This window comes from Streptomyces sp. NPDC031497 (assembly GCF_055580905.1).
This window is the reverse complement of sequence record NZ_JBVIKO010000004.1, coordinates 208,026-224,352: the sequence shown is the minus strand read 5'-3', so window position 1 is coordinate 224,352 and position 16,327 is coordinate 208,026. Positions and strand designations below refer to the sequence as shown.

The window sequence follows — 16,327 nt, the reverse complement described above, 5'->3', positions numbered from 1 at the left end:
ACCGCGGCCGCAAGGCAGGTACAGGTACAGGGGCAGGCGGTGGACTTCCTCAGTCCTTCACCCGCGTCGCCACCGCCCCGTCCTCCGCCCCGCTCGCCGGCGCCGGGATCGTCGCCGCCGCGCTGTCCCCGTCCGTGTTCACGGTCTCGATGATCGCGAGGCGCTCCGGGGTGTCCTCCGGCTTCAGGTAGCCGATGAGGATGTAGAGGACCAGGGAGACGGCCAGCGGCACCGACACCTGGTACTGGAGCGGTACGCCGCCGTCGACGTTCCAGTTGATCGGGTAGTTGACCAGCCAGAAGGCCAGCAGGCCCGCCGCCCAGCTGGTGAGCGCGGCCGTCGGGCCGGAGCGGCGGAACGGACGGAGCAGGCCCAGCATCATCGGGATCGCGATCGGGCCCATCAGACCGGCCACCCACTTGATGACCACGGTGATGATGTCCTTGAACGTGGGGGAGTTGACCTGGGTGGCCACCGCCATGGACAGGCCGAGGAAGACCACCGTCGTCACCCGGGCCGCGATCAGGCCGGAGCGTTCGCTCCAGGACCGGGCCCGCGACGACAGCACCGGCGCCACGTCACGGGTGAAGACGGCCGCGATCGCGTTGGCGTCGGAGGAGCACATCGCCATCGTGTGGGAGAAGAAGCCGACGACCACCAGGCCCAGCAGGCCGTGGGGGAGGAGCTGTTCGGTCATCAGGCCGTAGGAGTCGGAGCCGTCCGGCTTCTGCGCGTGGACCAGCAGCGGCGACATCCACATGGGGAAGAACAGGACCACCGGCCAGATCAGCCACAGCGCCGCGGAGAGGCGGGCGCTGCGCTCGGCCTCCTTCGGTCCGGCCGTCGCCATGTAGCGCTGGGCCTGGTTGAGCATGCCGCCGTTGTACTCGAAGAGCTTGATGAAGAGGAAAGCGAGCAGGAAGACCGTGCCGTAGGGGCCCACCAGCGGCTTGCCGTGGCCGTGCAGGGCCGGCTGGTCCCAGGCGTCGAAGAAGCCGATGCCCTTGTCGTTCAGCTTCAGGACGACGGCGACGAACATCGAGACGCCGGCCAGCAACTGGATGATGAACTGGCCCAGTTCGGTCAGCGCGTCCGCCCACAGGCCGCCGATCGTGCAGTAGACCGCGGTGATCGCGCCGGTGATGAGGATGCCCTGGTTGAGGGACACGCCCGTGAACACCGACAACAGGGTGGCGATCGCGGCCCACTTGGCGGCCACGTCCACGATCTTCAGCAGCATGCCGGACCAGGCCAGCGCCTGCTGCGTGGACAGGTTGTAGCGGTTCTTCAGGTATTCGAGGGGGGACGCCACATGGAGCCGGGAGCGCAGGCGGTTGACGCGCGGTGCGAAGAGTTTCGAGCCGATCGCGATGCCCAGCGCGATCGGGAAGGACCAGGTGATGAACGACGTCACGCCGTAGGTGTAGGCGATGCCCGCGTAGCCGGTGAACATCACCGCGCTGTAGCCCGACATGTGGTGCGAGATGCCGGAGAGCCACCACGGCATCTTTCCGCCGGCCGTGAAGAAGTCGCTGACGTTGTCCACGCGCTTGTGCGACCAGACGCCGATCGCGACCATCACGCCGAAGTAGCCGATGAGCACGGCCCAGTCGAGCCCGTTCATGTGCCCCCCTTCCAGGGTCCGCCTTCTGAACTCCGCTCAGCTGGTTGGCACTTCGCATAAGCGGAGTGGGGACGGGGAAGGCCGCGAAGTGCCCGCTCATCGTGGGTTCGGTTACGCGGGCACGACAAGCGGGCGTCGGGTCAAGGGAAAGTAAAATCGTTCGCCTTGCTGACCTTGATTCACGTGTATGAACGGCCTGGCGTGTTTCCGATGGCCGGAACCAGTGCCTCAGCGCATCAGCTCCCCCGCGTTGACCAGCAGCGACTGCCCCGTGATGGCCCGCGCCCGGTCCGACGCCAGGAACACCGCCGCGTCCGCCACGTCCCCGTCCGTCGCCAGCTCCGGCAGCGCCATCCGCCCCGTCAGCCGCCCCAGCACCTCGTCCTCCGGCACCCCCTCCGTGTGCGCCGTGAACTGGACGTACGCCTGCACCGGCGGCCCCCACATCCAGCCCGGCAGCACCGTGTTGACCCGGATCCGGTACGGCCCCAGCTCGCGCGCCAGCGAGTACATCGCGCTGGTCAGCGCCCCCTTCGAGGCGGCGTACGCGGCCTGCCGCACCTGCGAGGGCGCGGCGACGGCCGACTGCGTACCGACGAAGACCACCGAGCCGCCGCCCGCCTCCTTCAGCGCCGGCAGACACGCCCGGGTCATCCGCAGCGTCCCCAGCAGGTTCACGTCGACCACCGACGCCCAGGTCGCGAAGTCCGCGTCCTCGACCCCGCCGAAGTAGGAGTCCCAGGCGGCCACGTGCACCACCGCGTCGATGCCCCCGAACCGCTCCCGCGCCAGCGCCGCCAGCGCCTCGCACTGGCCCTCGTCGGTGATGTCGGTCGGGCGGTACGCGGTCCGGCCGCCCTCCGGATCGATCCCGGCCGCGCTCTTGACGAGGTTCGCCTCGGTCCGCGCACCGAGCACGGCGTTCCCGCCGTCCCGTACGACGGCCGCCGCGACCTGGTGCCCCAGCCCGGCGCCGACCCCCGAGACGACGACCGTCTTGCCCACGAGCAGTGACATCGATGACCTCCCGGCACAGGTGCTTCATCTGACGGAGCGTCAGGGTATGGGCGGGCGCAGGCGGAAGGAAGGGAAGGCACATGAGCGAGGACACGCACAGCGATGTGTACGCCGAACTGGCCGCGGTTCGCCCCTACGGCGTCCGCCCCGGCCACGCCCTCATCGCCATGGTCGAGCCGCACCCCGGTGCGGGGGCTCACCGCAGCTCGTCCACGTAACGGTCGGTACCCGGGACCGTGGGGATGAACGGTGCGACGAACTGCGCGTCACCCAGCCCCGAAGCCGCCACGGCCGTCTCCAGGTCCGCGAAGTGCTCCCGCCAGGCCTCGCGGGGATCCTGCTGGAGGAACCACAGCAGGGTCAGCCGGGTTCCGACCCCCTCGACCTGCTTGACGTAGGTCATCCGGTCCAGGGGCAGCGGGGTCGGCGCGAAGACGGTCACCATGGCCGCCGGTGAGCCGGCCAGCCGCTTCGGCAGGTGGTCGTCACGCAGCCACGTGAGCAGCTCACCGCGCTCGCCGGGGGACCTGGCGTCGATCACCTGGACGACGAGCCCGGCGTAGGGGTGGTCGAGGGCGTGAATGTCCCGCGGGCCTTGGTCGCCGTCGCGGTAGACGGTTACGGCGTGGTCCTGGAAGGCGGTGAAGACGTGCGTACGGTCCTGGAAGACCCGGTGGTCGCGGTTGAGGCGCTTGTTGATGCCGACGGTCCAGCGCATGTGGTCGGCGTAGCGGCCGGCGGTCATCCAGTAGACGGAGATGTAGCAGCCCTCCGTCACCGGCTGCGCGACGGCCGAGGTCTCGGGGTAGCGCAGGAGCTGCAGGTCCCGGGTGGCGACCCAGCGGCGCCCGGCGTACATCCACGGCATGGCCATCGCACCGGCGATGAAGTGATCGTCCTCGTACCAACGATTGTACTGACGTTCGTGGCCCGGGTGTGGCTCGACCATGGTGATCAGGGCATGTCCGAGGTCGGCTCCGTATGGGCCGACAGCGGCCAGTTCCGCATACGTGCGGCTGCGGGTCTCATCTGTGTGCGTCGCGTCCTGTGTCATGAGTCCGGTTTACCTGACTGGACGTCAGATTTGGAGAGGGGTTCCGTTCAACTCCGTCCGAAGTTCGGAGAGCACGGGCTGACTGCCCCGCAGTTCGGCACGTCATCCAGGGCGCGCGCCAGGTGTCCCTCATCAACACCCGAGGCACACCCCGTGCGGGCAGCACGGAGCGACGAATTTCGGCCAACTCTGTTCGGCCGATTCACGCCACAACGCCGCCCGCACACACAGGCAACACACAGAAAGTCCATGGATGGGTGGGCTGGTGAGGCTTCAGAAGGCCACCGGACAGCCGCAGATTTCAGGCCGGCCCCCTCACCCGCCCCAGAACCCCCTGTACAGCACGGAGCGCTCCTGCTTATCGTGGCGCGGCGCATGACAGGTGCCTGACCAGCACGATTCGCGCGCACATCACTCAGCGACCGGGGGAACGCCGTCGCTCACGGGGAGGGGTCGCATCGCCATGTCGTCGCATCGGACGTCAGCACGCATCGCCCCAGCGGGTGAAGCGACATCCTGAGTCCCCCTCAGGACACATCGCGCGTCACCGCTCCCCGCTCTTCGGCCACCCTCACGGCTCACACCCCTTGAACGCAGAAAGGGATGCTCCGTGCACCCCAGACCATGGTTCCGCCTGCCCGGGTCCTGGAGACCCCGTAGAGCGGGAAAGCTCACCACCGCCATCACCTCCGTCGCCTCGCTGGCACTGCTCACCGGCCTCGCGGTCCAGCCCGACCTCGCCGCGAGTCTGGCCGCCGCCCACTCCAGCGACCGGCCGGACGACTGGTACGAAACCACGTCCGACGAACAACTTCGCTTCGACCAGTGCCTGATGGGCGACGCGCTGCGCCTGGGCGGTCCGGGCATGTACACCTTCGCGCAGAACGCTCTCAACCAGAGCCCGGCGAAGCTGCGCGAACTGGCGACTCTGGACGGGGCGTTCCACGGCCCGCTCTACGACGCCCACACCAAGGACGAAGCCGACAACAAGGCCAACTGGGAGCGGCTGCATGCCCGAGAGGCCGCGTGGGAGAAGCCGCTCGACGGTCTGGTGACCCCCGTCGGGTTCTCCGAGACCGGGTTCCACTGGGTTCCCGGCGTCCACGAGGGCGATGACTTCTACGACCAGACGGGCCTGGGCAAGTGGGCCGGCGGCCCCGACTGGACGCAGAAGTTCGACTTCTACGACCCGACCCCGAAGGCCGACGCGAAGACCCTGAAGGCCGTCGACGACCTGGGCACCCCCCTCTACGGCAAGGACCCGGACCCGGGCCTGCCCCGTGACGAGTGGAATCGCGCGCTGAACGAACGCGACGCGTTCAAGTGGCTGCACGGGTTCGCCACGGAGGCCGCCGGCGCCGACAACGCCCGTCTCTTCCTCGCCTCGGGCGGCTTCCCGCGTACCGGTCCGCAGCCCGACAGCATCGAGTACCGGATCGCGGTCGAGGACCTGAAGACCCGATCGGCCACGTGCGCCTGGCGCGACCCGATCGACCCGAACAAGACACTCCGCCAGGCCGAGGACACCGCGGCCGGTGAGTGGCAGCAGGAGATCGCCTCCCAGGCCACCCAGCGCAACCAGATCCTCACCGCCAACCGGGACGCCACCACGGCCCTCACCAAGGGCGCCGAGACCATGGCCGAACTCCTCGGTCAGTCCTGGATCGCCGACCACCTCACCCGCTGGCAGGACTACTGGAGCGCCGGTGGTCTGGGCTGGATCGGTGACGGGGACCTGGAGATCCAGGTGCCGGGGGCCGCGGGCAAGTGCCTGGACGTGGCCGGGGGTGGCAAGACCAACGGCACGCCCGTGCAGCTCTACTCCTGCAACGGCGGCGCCGCCCAGAAGTGGCAGCTCATGGGCTCCTACGACGGTGGCTACACCCTGGTCAACCCGAACTCGTTCAAGTGCCTGGAGGTGCTGAACGGGGCCGGCTCCGACGGCACGAAGATCCAGATCCGGGACTGCGGCAGCAGCAAGGCTCAGCAGTGGCAGTTCGACGTCCGCAGCACCGGCCCGCTGCGCAACGCGGCGAGCGGCAAGTGCCTGCACCTGCCCACGTTCGACAACGGCAAGGACGCCGTGCAGTCGACCTGCAACGGCTCCAGCGCCCAGAAGTTCAAGATCGTCCCGAAGACGCACACCGGTGACGGCAAGCTGGGCTACCCGACCAAGGCGCAGTTCGACAAGGCCAAGGCCGGGATCACTGCCGCGCAGACCGCCGCGAAGGCGCAGCTGGCCGTCCTGAAGACGCAGCTGACCAACGCGCAGAACGCCGCGACCACCTCGGACACCGCGATCCAGGCCGCGTACACCATCGCCGACACGCACGGCGCGCCGCGCGGGCGCGGTCTGCTGGTCGGTCAGCAGAAGGACCAGGTCACCAAGGGCGCAGCAGCCGCGGTCACGGCGCTGGAGAAGGCCGGTGAGACGGCCGAGGCCGCCACCCGCGCCGCCGCCGGTGACAGCGCGACCATCGCGCAGCGCGCCCTCGCTCAGGCGGCCCAGTCCAAGGCGGAGTTCCGCAAGAAGGCCGCCGAGGCCGCCGAACTCCAGGCCAAGGCCGCCGCCGACGCGGCGAAGATCCACCGCGACAACGCGAAGAAGGACAAGGAGACGGCGGAGGCGAAGCTCGCCGACGCCCTCAAGGCCGAGGGTGACGCCAAGGCAGCCGCCGCCGACGCGCACGCCAAGCGGCTCGCCGCCGAGGCCGAGGAGAAGACGGCCAAGGCGGAGAAGGAGAACGCCGCCGCCAGCCGGGCCGAAGCCGCCGAGCACCGCAAGAACGCCGAGTCCCAGGCGACGAAGGCGAGCGACGCCAAGTCCAGGGCGGAGGCCGCCGAGAAGACCGCCGAGGACCGGCGCGACGACGCCGTCAAGGCCAAGGACCACGCCGCGTCCATGCGCGACGACGCCTGGGACGCCGAGCAGAAAGCCGACGCCACCCGCGCGAAGGCAGACGCCAAGGAGGCCTACGCCGACAAGCTGGATGCCGGGGAAGCGGCCGACGCCGCCCGCGCCGCAGCCAACGACGCCGACAAGGCCGCCGACGACGCCGAAGCCGCCGCAGGCAGAGCCCGCTCCGAGGCGGACGCCGCAACCCAGGCAGCAGCAGACGCGGACGCCGCGGCCACCCGCGCCGAAGCCGCCGCCAAACGCGCCCGCTCCGACGCCGACGCCGCCCAGGCCGACAAACTGAAGGCCGACGCCGCGGTCAAGACCTCGACCAGCGCCGTCGCCGACGCCATCAAGGCATCCCACGACGCCTCCGCCGAAGCCAAGACCTCCGTCCAACTCGCCAACGAGGCCGAAGCCCACGCCAAGAACGCGAGCACCCAGGCCGACGCCGCCAACAAGGAAGCCGGCAACGCCCTCGCGGCCGCCGCGAAGGCCGCGGGCTACGCCCACGTCACCGCCCAGGCAGCCGTCGACGCGGGCAAGGCCGCCGAGCAGGTCGCCAACCCGGCCAACGACGCGATCCAGCTCGGCTCCCCCTACGTCGACACCGACTCGGCCGCCGGCCTGGTCGTGCTGACCGGACAGGCGTCCAAGACGATCGCCGAGCAGCAGCAGGCAGTCGCCGACGCGCACGCCAAGAACGCCGCCGCCGAGGCCCAGGCCGCCAAGAACATCGCCGACCAGGCCACCGGCGACGCCAAGGAGGCCTACCAGCACGCGGCCAACGCCGCCCAGTACGCGGCCAACGCCCGCACCTACTCCAAGGAAGCCCTCGGCTACGCCGCCGACGCCGCCAAGGCAGCCGCAGCCGCCTCCGCGTCACTGGCCCGCACCATCGACTACGACCAGCAGGCAGCCGACGACGCAGCAGCCGCCGACAAGGCCGCCGGCAACGCCGAGGGCTACGCCACGGAAGCCCGCGACTCAGCCGACGCCGCCGAACTCGACGCACAGGCCGCCCGCTCAGCGGCCGCCCAGGCCGAACAGGACGCCAAGGACGCCCGCGCGGCAGCCACCCGCGCCGACGCCGCCGCGACCGAAGCCGAACAGGCCGCCAAGGATGCCGCCAAGTACGCCAAGGAAGCCCAGGAAGCAGCCGACAGGGCCGAGAAGGCAGCCAAGGGCAAGCAAATCGATGCCGGCACCGTCCCCGACGGAAGCGGCGGCTCCATCGGCAGCATGTTCTACGTCATCGACCACATCGAGCGGGTCGGCGATCCGCAGATCGTGGACAAGACGAGCAGTTGCGACAACTGGATCAGCAAACTCGCCTACACGGGCGACTGCACCATCACGGCGAAGCTTCCGTACAAGGCCGTCGTCGACCTCTATCTGTGCAGCGCCGACGGCATCGATCCGCAGAAGTTGATGTGCCCGTCCGGCGCGACGCATTACCTCCAGACAGTCAAGACCGACGTACTTTACGAAAAGGTCACGCACAACATCACGATCGCCGAGTGGCAGGAGAACGTCGACCCGATCGACATCCTCTTCGGCAGCTGGATCAAGTGCGCCCAGAAGCTCACCCCCGGTGGTGAGAGCGGCAGCTGGAGCGGCTGCGGCTGGGCGTCCCTGGACGTCGCGAGCCTGTTCGCGGGCAAGATCCTCCGGCCTATCGCCGACGCGGTGAAGGCAGCAGACGCGGCCGCCCGGACCGGGATCGCGTTCACGGACGCGTGGAAGGCACTGCGCGCCCTCAATCTGCCGGAAGATGCTGTCGCCGGCATCTTCAAGGCAGCTGGCCAGAGACTGCGTGGACTCTGCCTGAAGGACAGCTTCCCCGCTGCGACACCCGTACTGCTCGCCGATGGTTCGGTCAAGCGCATCGACGCGGTCAAGGTCGGCGATCGAGTGCTCGCGACTGACCCGGACGCCGGTACGACCGGGCCCGAACCGGTCACGTCGACGTTCTCTCACTCAGCAGACCGGCTCCTGCAGATCTCCTTCGCTGACGGCGGACGGATACTGACCACGCCGGGACACCGGATGTATGTTCCGGGCCGCGGCTGGGTGCACGCCTCCAGCCTGCACAGCGCAGACTCGCTCCGGACTCCGACCGGTGCCCTGCACAAGGTGGTCGGTGTCAGCCCCGTGGCCGCACCGCAGCAGGTGTGGGACCTCAGCATCGCCGACGTCCACACCTTCTACGTGCTCGCGGGCCGGACTCCCGTACTGGTCCACAACGTCGAGTGCCCCGTCTACTATGCGGAATACCCCAGTGGAGCCTCGATCGTCGCGGACATCGACAAGAGGGGTCTCTTCGGACTCGCCATCGAGGCGATCAAGGACGAATTGCCCAGAGGCAGCGAGATGTTCAACGCCGCACTCGCGCATTTCGGCGACGCCGTGAAGGGTATCAAGGGGTACTGGCAGGACGGAGGTACGCTCAGCGATAACCTGAACTCCTTCAACGCGGCCGTACGGGACGGTGTACCGCTCGAGGAAGCGGCACTGACAAAAACGTTCACGGGTAAAATGGCCGCGCGAGCAGGTTTCACGCGGGTGGAGATAACTGAACTCAGAGGCATGCCGGGGCACTACACAAACGTGGGCGTGATCTTCTGGCCGTGATCTTCCGTCAGGGCACCTGCCCACGGCATCCACCACTGAAGGACTCGCGTCACGCGAAAGATCGGAAAGTCGGCCACAAGATGAACGAGATGGAGATTCTTGTCGGCGAGCTGAAGGCGGCTCATGCCGATGGAAAGGACGCGATAGAGCTCGCATTGCTCGCCAGGGAAAAGCTGGGTGCAGGGTTCCGCGCCGTCCCTTTCATTGCCTCCTTCCGTCTCGCTTTTGACATACCGCTGCCCGTTCTGCAGCGGGCGCAAGCCTGGGAGAGATTCGGCTTGGGGAGCGTCCACATTTCCGACGAGGAGTTCACGAGTCTCCTCTCACCATGGCTCACCCATGAGTGAGGAGCCCTCGGGCCCCGGAGGACGCATCGACCGGGCCGGGTGACGTCGAGGCGCAGGGGCGGGCGGGGAAACCGCCCGCCCCTGCGGCATGTCCCGGGCCGCGCCCCCACGGGACGGACCCCACCCTCCACCCCCGCATGGATCTTGCGCTCGTCGCACCCTTTCCGGCGGAGAAGGCTGTTCGGCCGGCGAAGGTGGCGCGCGTGCTGGTCGGAACCGGGGACCGGCGTGCCGTTGAGGCGGCGTCGAGGGCCGCACACTGGTCCCACCGGGCGCGGCAGGAGAGCGGTCCGCCGAGTGGGGATGAGCAGGAGGCGGAGGAGGCCACCGGGGAGTCCGCCATCGCGCTGATGGCCGTCGGCGCGTTGCGCCAGGGTCGCGAACTGCTCGGCTTGCTCAGGGCGTCGGCAGACGCGTCCGGAACAAGCGAACGTTCTGGAGGGCGTCGACACCCGGCTGGCCCTGGGCCGGGTGGAACTGGTGGCACCGTTCGTACCGACCGTGCCGGGCACGGATCGCCATGTGGCGGAGCTACGCGGCTGACCCGGTCACTTCAGCTCGTCGGGACACGGGGTGCCCCGCGGCAGCTGGTACGGCGCCGCCAGCCGGTAGGTCCCCGTCTTCGGCGCGAGCAGCATCGTCCACCTGTCGCCCTTCGCGTCCTCCGGCGTCTCCATCAGGCAGCCGTTGGCGTTGACGTACGTCTTCGGCGTGCCATCGGCCCGGTGCTTGGAGGCCTGGGTCTCCTGCGGCGGCTTCAGGCTCTTGCCGTCCGCGTCGACGATGCTCAGCCATGGCGAGTACGGGATCCGGATCAGGATCCGCCCGGCCTTGCGCACCTCGATGGTCAGCTCGCCCTGCTCGGCGCTGTCCACCACCGCGTTCGGCTCGGCGAGCGGCACCGGGTCGGTCACCCGGAACAGCTGCCAGTTGGCGTCGCCCCACACCTGCTTCAGGTACGGCATCCCGCGCTGGACCAGCGCCCGCTCGCGTTCGCCGCCGTCGCCGTCGGGCTCGTCCTTCGGCAGCACCACGAAGTGCACGGCCCAGCGCTGCAGCCACTCGTGGTAGTTCGCGGAGTTGAGGGTGTCGTCGTAGAAGAGCGGGTTGCGCTCCATGTCGGCCTGGCGGTTCCAGCCGCGGGCCAGGTTGACGTACGGCGCGAGCGCGGACGCCTCCCGGTGCGAGCGGGCCGGGACCACCTCGACACGGCCCTTCTCCGCGCCGACCTCCTGGAGCTGGTTGACGAGCGGGGCGAGTTCGCGGGCCCAGGACGCGGCCGGGGTCGTATGGACGATGTCGTCGACCGCCTTGAAGCCGATCCAGCCGACGAAGCCGAGGAAGGCGAGAACGGTGACGTAGTACTTGCGCGAACGCGGCACGGTGTACGGCAGGGCCGCGATCAGGGTCGCCCCCGCGAACAGCATCGGCAGCCGCGAGATGTTCGAGCCGATCTGCGAACTGACCAGCCACACCAGCACGACCCCGAGGCTGTACACGGCCGCCGTCAGCCGGACCGTCTTCCACTCCCTGGGCACGAGGAAGAGACAGAACAGGCCGTACAGCAGGGGCATGATCACCGAGCCGAAGCCCATCGGCTGGGTGCCGGAGAACGGGAACAGCCAGGCGGAGACGGCGACCACGGCCGCGGGTGCCACACCGAGCGCCCACGCGCCCGGGCGCCGTTTCTGCAGGAACAGCGCGACCGCGACCAGGCCGATGAAGAGCCCGGCGACCGGCGACGACATGGTCGCCAGGGCCGCCAGCGGGGCCGCGACCAGCGCCTTCGCCCACCGTTTGTAGCGCCAGCGGTACGGCCAGCAGAACACCGCTCCCACCGAGGCCAGCGCGAACACCGTGCCGAGCCCGAAGGTGACGCGCCCGGACAGCGCGTTGCAGATCAGCGCGAACACCCCGGCGAGCGAGGCCCACAGGGGGTTCTTCACCGCGCGGCTGCGGATGAGGAGCAGGGTCAGCAGCCCGGCCGAGACCGTGCCGGCGATCATCATCGTCGTACGGACACCGAGCACCGACATTAGGTACGGCGAGACCACGCTGTACGACACCGGGTGCATACCGCCGTACCAGGCGAGGTTGTACGCCGAGTCCGGGTGCCGGCCGACGAACTCGGCCCAGGCGTCCTGCGCCGCGAGGTCGCCGCCACTGTTCGCGAACGTGAACAGCCAGATGATGTGCAGGACGCCGGCGAGGGCCGTGACCGCCAGCACCGGGTGGCGCGACGGCCACTCGCGCAGGGGTTCGTCCAGATCGAGGAGGTGACGGAGCCCGCCGTTACGCTGCGTGCTCGTCCTGCCCCGCGTGCTTGGTGCGCTCTGCGTGCTCTGCGTGATTTGTGTGGTCCGAGCGCCGTGCGCGCCGTGCGGACCGGTCTCGGGCAGGGCTATTCGCGGGCCGGATACCGGGCCCGGATCGGCGTCGTCGGCGCGTGTCGGCTCCGCTGTGGCCACCTGAAGGCACTCCCCGTGTCCCGTCTTCTGTTCTCGGCCGCGTTCCACGGTGTTACCGGCCGCTTCTCATCCAGTTCGCGGCCGTGTCCCGGCGGCCGACGACCTGCCCCGATTCGTGACGCTAGCACGCACCCCGCCGCGGGACCCTGGGGTGGGCCGCCATCGGCGGGGTGCGGGGGCGGAATGCGTGTCTTGTGTCAGCCGAGACGGGTCAGCTTGCTCGTGAACCCGGGCTCGGCCAGATCCTTCTGCAGGGCGACCGGGACCTGGACCGCGGAGCCGGAGCCGTCACCCACGGTGAGGGCGCCGACCTTGGTGCCGGCCTTCGCGGTGTGCGGCACGTCGTCGGCCTGGAAGGTCAGCTTCACCTTCAGGCCCGACCAGCCGACCGCGGTGACGTCCTTGGTCGCCACGACCGGGGTACGGCCGCCGAGACCGTCGTCGACGTACCCGACGACAGCGCCCTTCTTGTAGATCGTCGCCGACTTCAGCGCGCCCTGGGCGGCCCGGATCAGCTTGTCGCCGCCGTTCAGGGCGGCGGTGAGGATGCTGTTGTCCGAGGCGGCGCTGGCCGGCTGCCGGAGCACCGCGCCGATGATCGTGCGGGTCTCGCCGTTCACGTCCTTCTTCGCGGCGAAGACCAGGTTGCCGAGGGCGGAGGTGGTGGTGCCGGTCTTGATGCCGACGACGTCGTTGTGGCCGACCAGCTGGTTCCAGTTGCCGTGGTTGACACCCTTGTAGTCGTCGTACGACATCATCGCGGCGACCTCGCGGAACGACGGCTCGCTCGACATGGCCGCCTTCGCCAGCTTCACCTGGTCCACGGCCGTGGAGACGGTGGAGTCGGTGAGGCCGGAGGGGTCGGTGTACGTCGTGTTCGTCATGCCGAGCTTCTTCGCGGTGGTGTTCATCTTCGCCACGAACGCCTTCTCGGAACCGGCGTCCCAACGGGCCAGCAGGCGGGCCACGTTGTTGGCTGAGGCGATGAGGATGCCCTCCAGGGCCTCGCGCTGGGTGAGCGAGTCGCCCGCCGTCACGTCGACGGTGGACTCCTGGCCGGCCTTCGACTGGTCCTGGGCCGTCTGGTCGATCTTGATCTTGGGGCCGGCCGCGCCGCTCTTCAGGGGGTGGTCGCGCAGGATGATGTACGCGGTCATCACCTTGGCGACGCTCGCGATCGGTACGGGCTTCTGGTCGCCGGAGGAACCGAACGAGCCGATGCCCTGGACGTCGAGGGCGGCCTGGCCGTCGGCCGGCCAGGGGATGTCGGCCTTGCTGCCGTCGAAGGCGTAGGTGTCCTTCGCGGTGAGGTCGAGGGTGGGCTGCGGGAGCGGACGGAGAGTCTGTACGACCGCAAAGATGATCAAGAGGACTATGACCAGGGGCGTCCAGATCTTGACCCGCCGGACGAAGGTCCTGACCGAGGTCTCCGGCGGCGGAGGCGTGTTGGTCAGCTCGGCGAGCAGGTCCAGCGGGGGCTTCGGGGGGAGCGGCAGCTGGGTGGTGCGCTCGGGGCCGACCTGGGGGATGGCGGTGGTACGGGTGGTGGAGGCGGTGCCGGGTTTGGCGGCCGGCGTCGCGTCCGGCTTCGCGGCCGGCGTCGCGGTCGGCGTCGCGTCGGGTTTGGCGTCCGGCTTGGTGTCCGGCTTGAGGTCCGACTTGAGGGCGACGAATCTGCTGGTGCGCTCGGGGTCGGACTCAGGGGTCTTGGGCCGGGGCTTGGGGTTGGGCTGGGGCTTGGAGCCCAGCTTGAGCGTGGTGGTGGGCTGGTCGACCTGCGGGGGGCGGGGGGCCTTGAGCATGGTGGTGGGCTGATCGACCGCGGCTGCGGCTGCGGCGTTGGCTGCGGCTTCGCCGGGGCCGTCCTCGCCGTCGGCGTCCTCGCCGTCGGCGGGCGCGGGTCCGTCGCTGGTTGCGGTCTTGGTGCCCCCACCCGCACCACCCGTGCGACTCTCGTCGCCGACTGCGGGTGGCCCCTGCGCAGCGCCTTCACCGTCGGCGTCTGCGAGTCCGGAGTCGGCCTTGGGCTTGTCTTCGGGTGCGGCGTCTTCGGCAGCGTCCCTGGGCTCGTCCTCGGGCGCGGCGTCTTCGGGTTCGGCCGCAGGCTTCGGGGCGGCCTTGGGTGCGGCGTCTTCGGGTTCGGAGTCGGCCTTGGGCTTGTCTTCGGGTGCGGCGTCGGCGGGTTCGGCGGCAGCCTTCGGGGCGTCCTCGGGTGCGGCGTCCTCGGGTTCGACCGCAACCCTGGGCTCGTCTTCGGGTTCGGCGGCCGCCTTGGGCTCGTCCTCCGGTGCGGCGTCGGCGGGTTCGGCGGCAGCCTTCGGGGCGTCTTCGGGTGCGGCGTCCTCCGGTTCGGCGGCCTCCTTGGGCTCGTCTTCGCGCTCGGCGTCCGCGGGTTCGGCGGCAGCCTTCGGGGCGTCCTCCGGTGCGGCGTCCGCGGGTTCGGCCGCGGCCTTGAGCTCGTCCTCGGGTTCGGCCGCAGCCTTCGGCGCGTCCCCCGGTGCGGCGTCCTCCGGTTCGGTCGCGGGCTTCGTGGCGTCCTCGGGTTCGGGTGCAGGGTTCGGGGTGGCCTCGGGCGGGGTGCTCTTGTCGGCGGTGGTCGTCGGCGCGGTGTCCTCGGACTCTGGCTCGTTCTCCGTGTCCGCCTCGGTCGTTGCCTCAGGCGCGGTGTCGGCCCTGTCGGCGTTCTTCGGCGGCTCAGGGGCCTCCTGGGGCTCCTCGGCCGCCTCGGGGCCCTCCGTGGCCGCCTCGGGCCGCTCAGGCTCTTCCGGGGCGCCGCGCTCCTCGGCCTCCTCCGCGGGCGGACCCGTGCGGACCCACGCCGCCACCGCCTCGCGGAGCTTCGTGTCGTCCTCGCCGGCCGTCTTCACGTCCCGTACCGAGAAGATCCGGGTCGCGGTGTCCACGCCGCCGGTGGTCTCCCTCTCGTCCTCGGCGGCCACCGCCAGTCGCGGGTCGCGTGGTTCGGGAACTGTTCCCGCACTCCCCGACGTCGGTTCTGCCGACGACTCGCGCTGCTTCGACCTGTCGGGGGACTCGCCCGCCACCGATGCCTCCTCCACGCTTCGCACGTTGCCGTGCGCTGTCCGAACCATGTACCAGTGTCCTGTGTGCGGGCTTAGCCCCTGCGGTAGACGAGAACGACATACCTTCCGGTTCCCTTACAAACCGGTCACGCACCCTCGACAGACCAATGTGAGAGGGGTCACCCTGTCATTCATCCACGCGGGGAGGCATGGATGGGCAGGAGCCGCAGAACACTTCCGGAGGAGCTTCTGCTGCTGGCACTGGACCCGACCACGGGTACCACTGCACAGCCGCAGTCGCTCGACCTCGGTCTGGCCGGAGCACAGCTAGTGGAGCTGGCGCTGGCCGGACGGATAGCCCCAGACGGGGATCGTATCGCCGTGGTGCAGCCACGGCCGACTGGAGATCCGACTTTGGACTGCGCGTTGGAGTTGCTGCGAAGGCGTGGCGCTCCCGTGCGGGCTGTGAACTGGATCGGCGGGCCACGTCTGGGACTTCGCCAGACGTACCTCTCGCATCTGGAGCGGTGCGGCATGGTGCATGCCGTGGCGGGCCAGATGTGCGGGGTGCTGCCGACGACCCGGTATCAGGCGACGGACAACGAGATCTGCCGGGACATCCGTGCCCGGCTGGATTCGGCGATCCGTACCGGCGTACCACCGGACCCGCGGACCGCGGCGCTCGCCGCCCTGGCCCACGCGGTCGGTCTCGGCAAGCACCTGTATCCGGGGAACGAGGGACGCTCCTCGCGTTCCCGGCTGCGGGACTTGATCCGGCACGACCCGATGGGCGGGCTCGTGGCCCACGCCGTCATGGACGTGCAGAACGGCGCGGGCGCCCAGCCTCGCCGCAACCCGGCCGCCCCGGCCGGGCGTCAGACCGCACCGGCCGGCAGGCCAGGTGTGCCGGAACCCGCCCGCGGTGTTCCGATGCAGCCGCGCCGAGGCGCGGGTGCGATGGCACGAGCCGTGGTGCACTGAGCCGCAGTTCCACGGCACAACAGCCGGCAGTAGCCGGCAACACAGCACCCCTGAGACCCGGTTCGGGAGCCGCTGGTCCGAGCGGGGCGGTGAGGCGCACGCAGTACGCGCCCCGCCGCCCCGCTCGGTATTTCCCGGCGCTTCCCGTCGTTTCCCGTCCCACCGGCCTCGTCCGGCGCCCGGAGAATCCGGAACGTGCCCGAACTGACGCGTACGCGCCGCATATCCACAGTTTCCCAGCGGTAGGAACCACCTTGGTGGCAGTCTGCTCAACAGCAGATAC

General features: G+C 69.8%; 9 protein-coding genes. 4 read left to right on the top strand and 5 right to left on the bottom strand.

Going from position 1 to position 16,327, the window contains the following annotated elements; all coding sequences use genetic code 11:
- Positions 1 to 49 precede the first annotated feature (49 nt).
- Entirely contained in the window at positions 50 to 1,624 is a 1,575-nt protein-coding gene (locus ACZ5K7_RS09655) for a sodium:solute symporter family protein (protein WP_351711658.1), read from the bottom strand.
- A 228-nt stretch (positions 1,625 to 1,852) separates the two neighbouring features.
- On the bottom strand, positions 1,853 to 2,641 hold the full coding sequence (locus ACZ5K7_RS09650) for an SDR family oxidoreductase (RefSeq protein ID WP_468912219.1): 789 nt from the start codon (positions 2,639 to 2,641) through the stop codon (positions 1,853 to 1,855).
- Positions 2,642 to 2,721: 80 nt separating this feature from the next.
- Between ACZ5K7_RS09650 and ACZ5K7_RS09645 the strand changes: the two genes are divergently transcribed.
- Entirely contained in the window at positions 2,722 to 2,859 is a 138-nt protein-coding gene (locus ACZ5K7_RS09645; protein WP_468912618.1) for a hypothetical protein, read from the top strand.
- On the opposite strand, the gene ACZ5K7_RS09640 is transcribed toward ACZ5K7_RS09645, so the two are convergent.
- Positions 2,838 to 3,695: a hypothetical protein gene (locus ACZ5K7_RS09640; RefSeq protein WP_468912217.1), complete on the bottom strand. Its 858-nt coding sequence runs from the start codon at positions 3,693 to 3,695 to the stop codon at positions 2,838 to 2,840. The genes ACZ5K7_RS09645 and ACZ5K7_RS09640 overlap by 22 nt on opposite strands.
- Positions 3,696 to 4,305: 610 nt before the next feature.
- Here ACZ5K7_RS09640 and ACZ5K7_RS09635 point away from each other — a divergent pair.
- Together ACZ5K7_RS09635 and ACZ5K7_RS09630 are read left to right on the top strand one after the other, a co-directional pair.
- Positions 4,306 to 9,225 (top strand): RICIN domain-containing protein, encoded by a 4,920-nt coding sequence (locus ACZ5K7_RS09635; RefSeq protein ID WP_468912215.1) that lies wholly within the window; start codon positions 4,306 to 4,308, stop codon positions 9,223 to 9,225.
- Positions 9,222 to 9,572, top strand: a complete 351-nt coding sequence (locus tag ACZ5K7_RS09630; RefSeq protein WP_351711666.1) for a hypothetical protein — start codon at positions 9,222 to 9,224, stop codon at positions 9,570 to 9,572. The genes ACZ5K7_RS09635 and ACZ5K7_RS09630 overlap by 4 nt, the downstream gene beginning before the upstream one ends.
- Positions 9,573 to 10,120: 548 nt before the next feature.
- On the opposite strand, the gene ACZ5K7_RS09625 is transcribed toward ACZ5K7_RS09630, so the two are convergent.
- Positions 10,121 to 12,040 (bottom strand): MFS transporter, encoded by a 1,920-nt coding sequence (locus ACZ5K7_RS09625; protein WP_468912213.1) that lies wholly within the window; start codon positions 12,038 to 12,040, stop codon positions 10,121 to 10,123.
- Positions 12,041 to 12,237: 197 nt separating this feature from the next.
- Complete coding sequence (locus tag ACZ5K7_RS09620) at positions 12,238 to 15,132, bottom strand: serine hydrolase (protein ID WP_468912211.1); 2,895 nt, start codon at positions 15,130 to 15,132, stop codon at positions 12,238 to 12,240.
- A gap of 144 nt (positions 15,133 to 15,276) precedes the next feature.
- Between ACZ5K7_RS09620 and ACZ5K7_RS09615 the strand changes: the two genes are divergently transcribed.
- Positions 15,277 to 16,044 (top strand): GOLPH3/VPS74 family protein, encoded by a 768-nt coding sequence (locus ACZ5K7_RS09615; RefSeq protein ID WP_351711672.1) that lies wholly within the window; start codon positions 15,277 to 15,279, stop codon positions 16,042 to 16,044.
- The last annotated feature ends 283 nt before the right edge of the window (positions 16,045 to 16,327 follow it).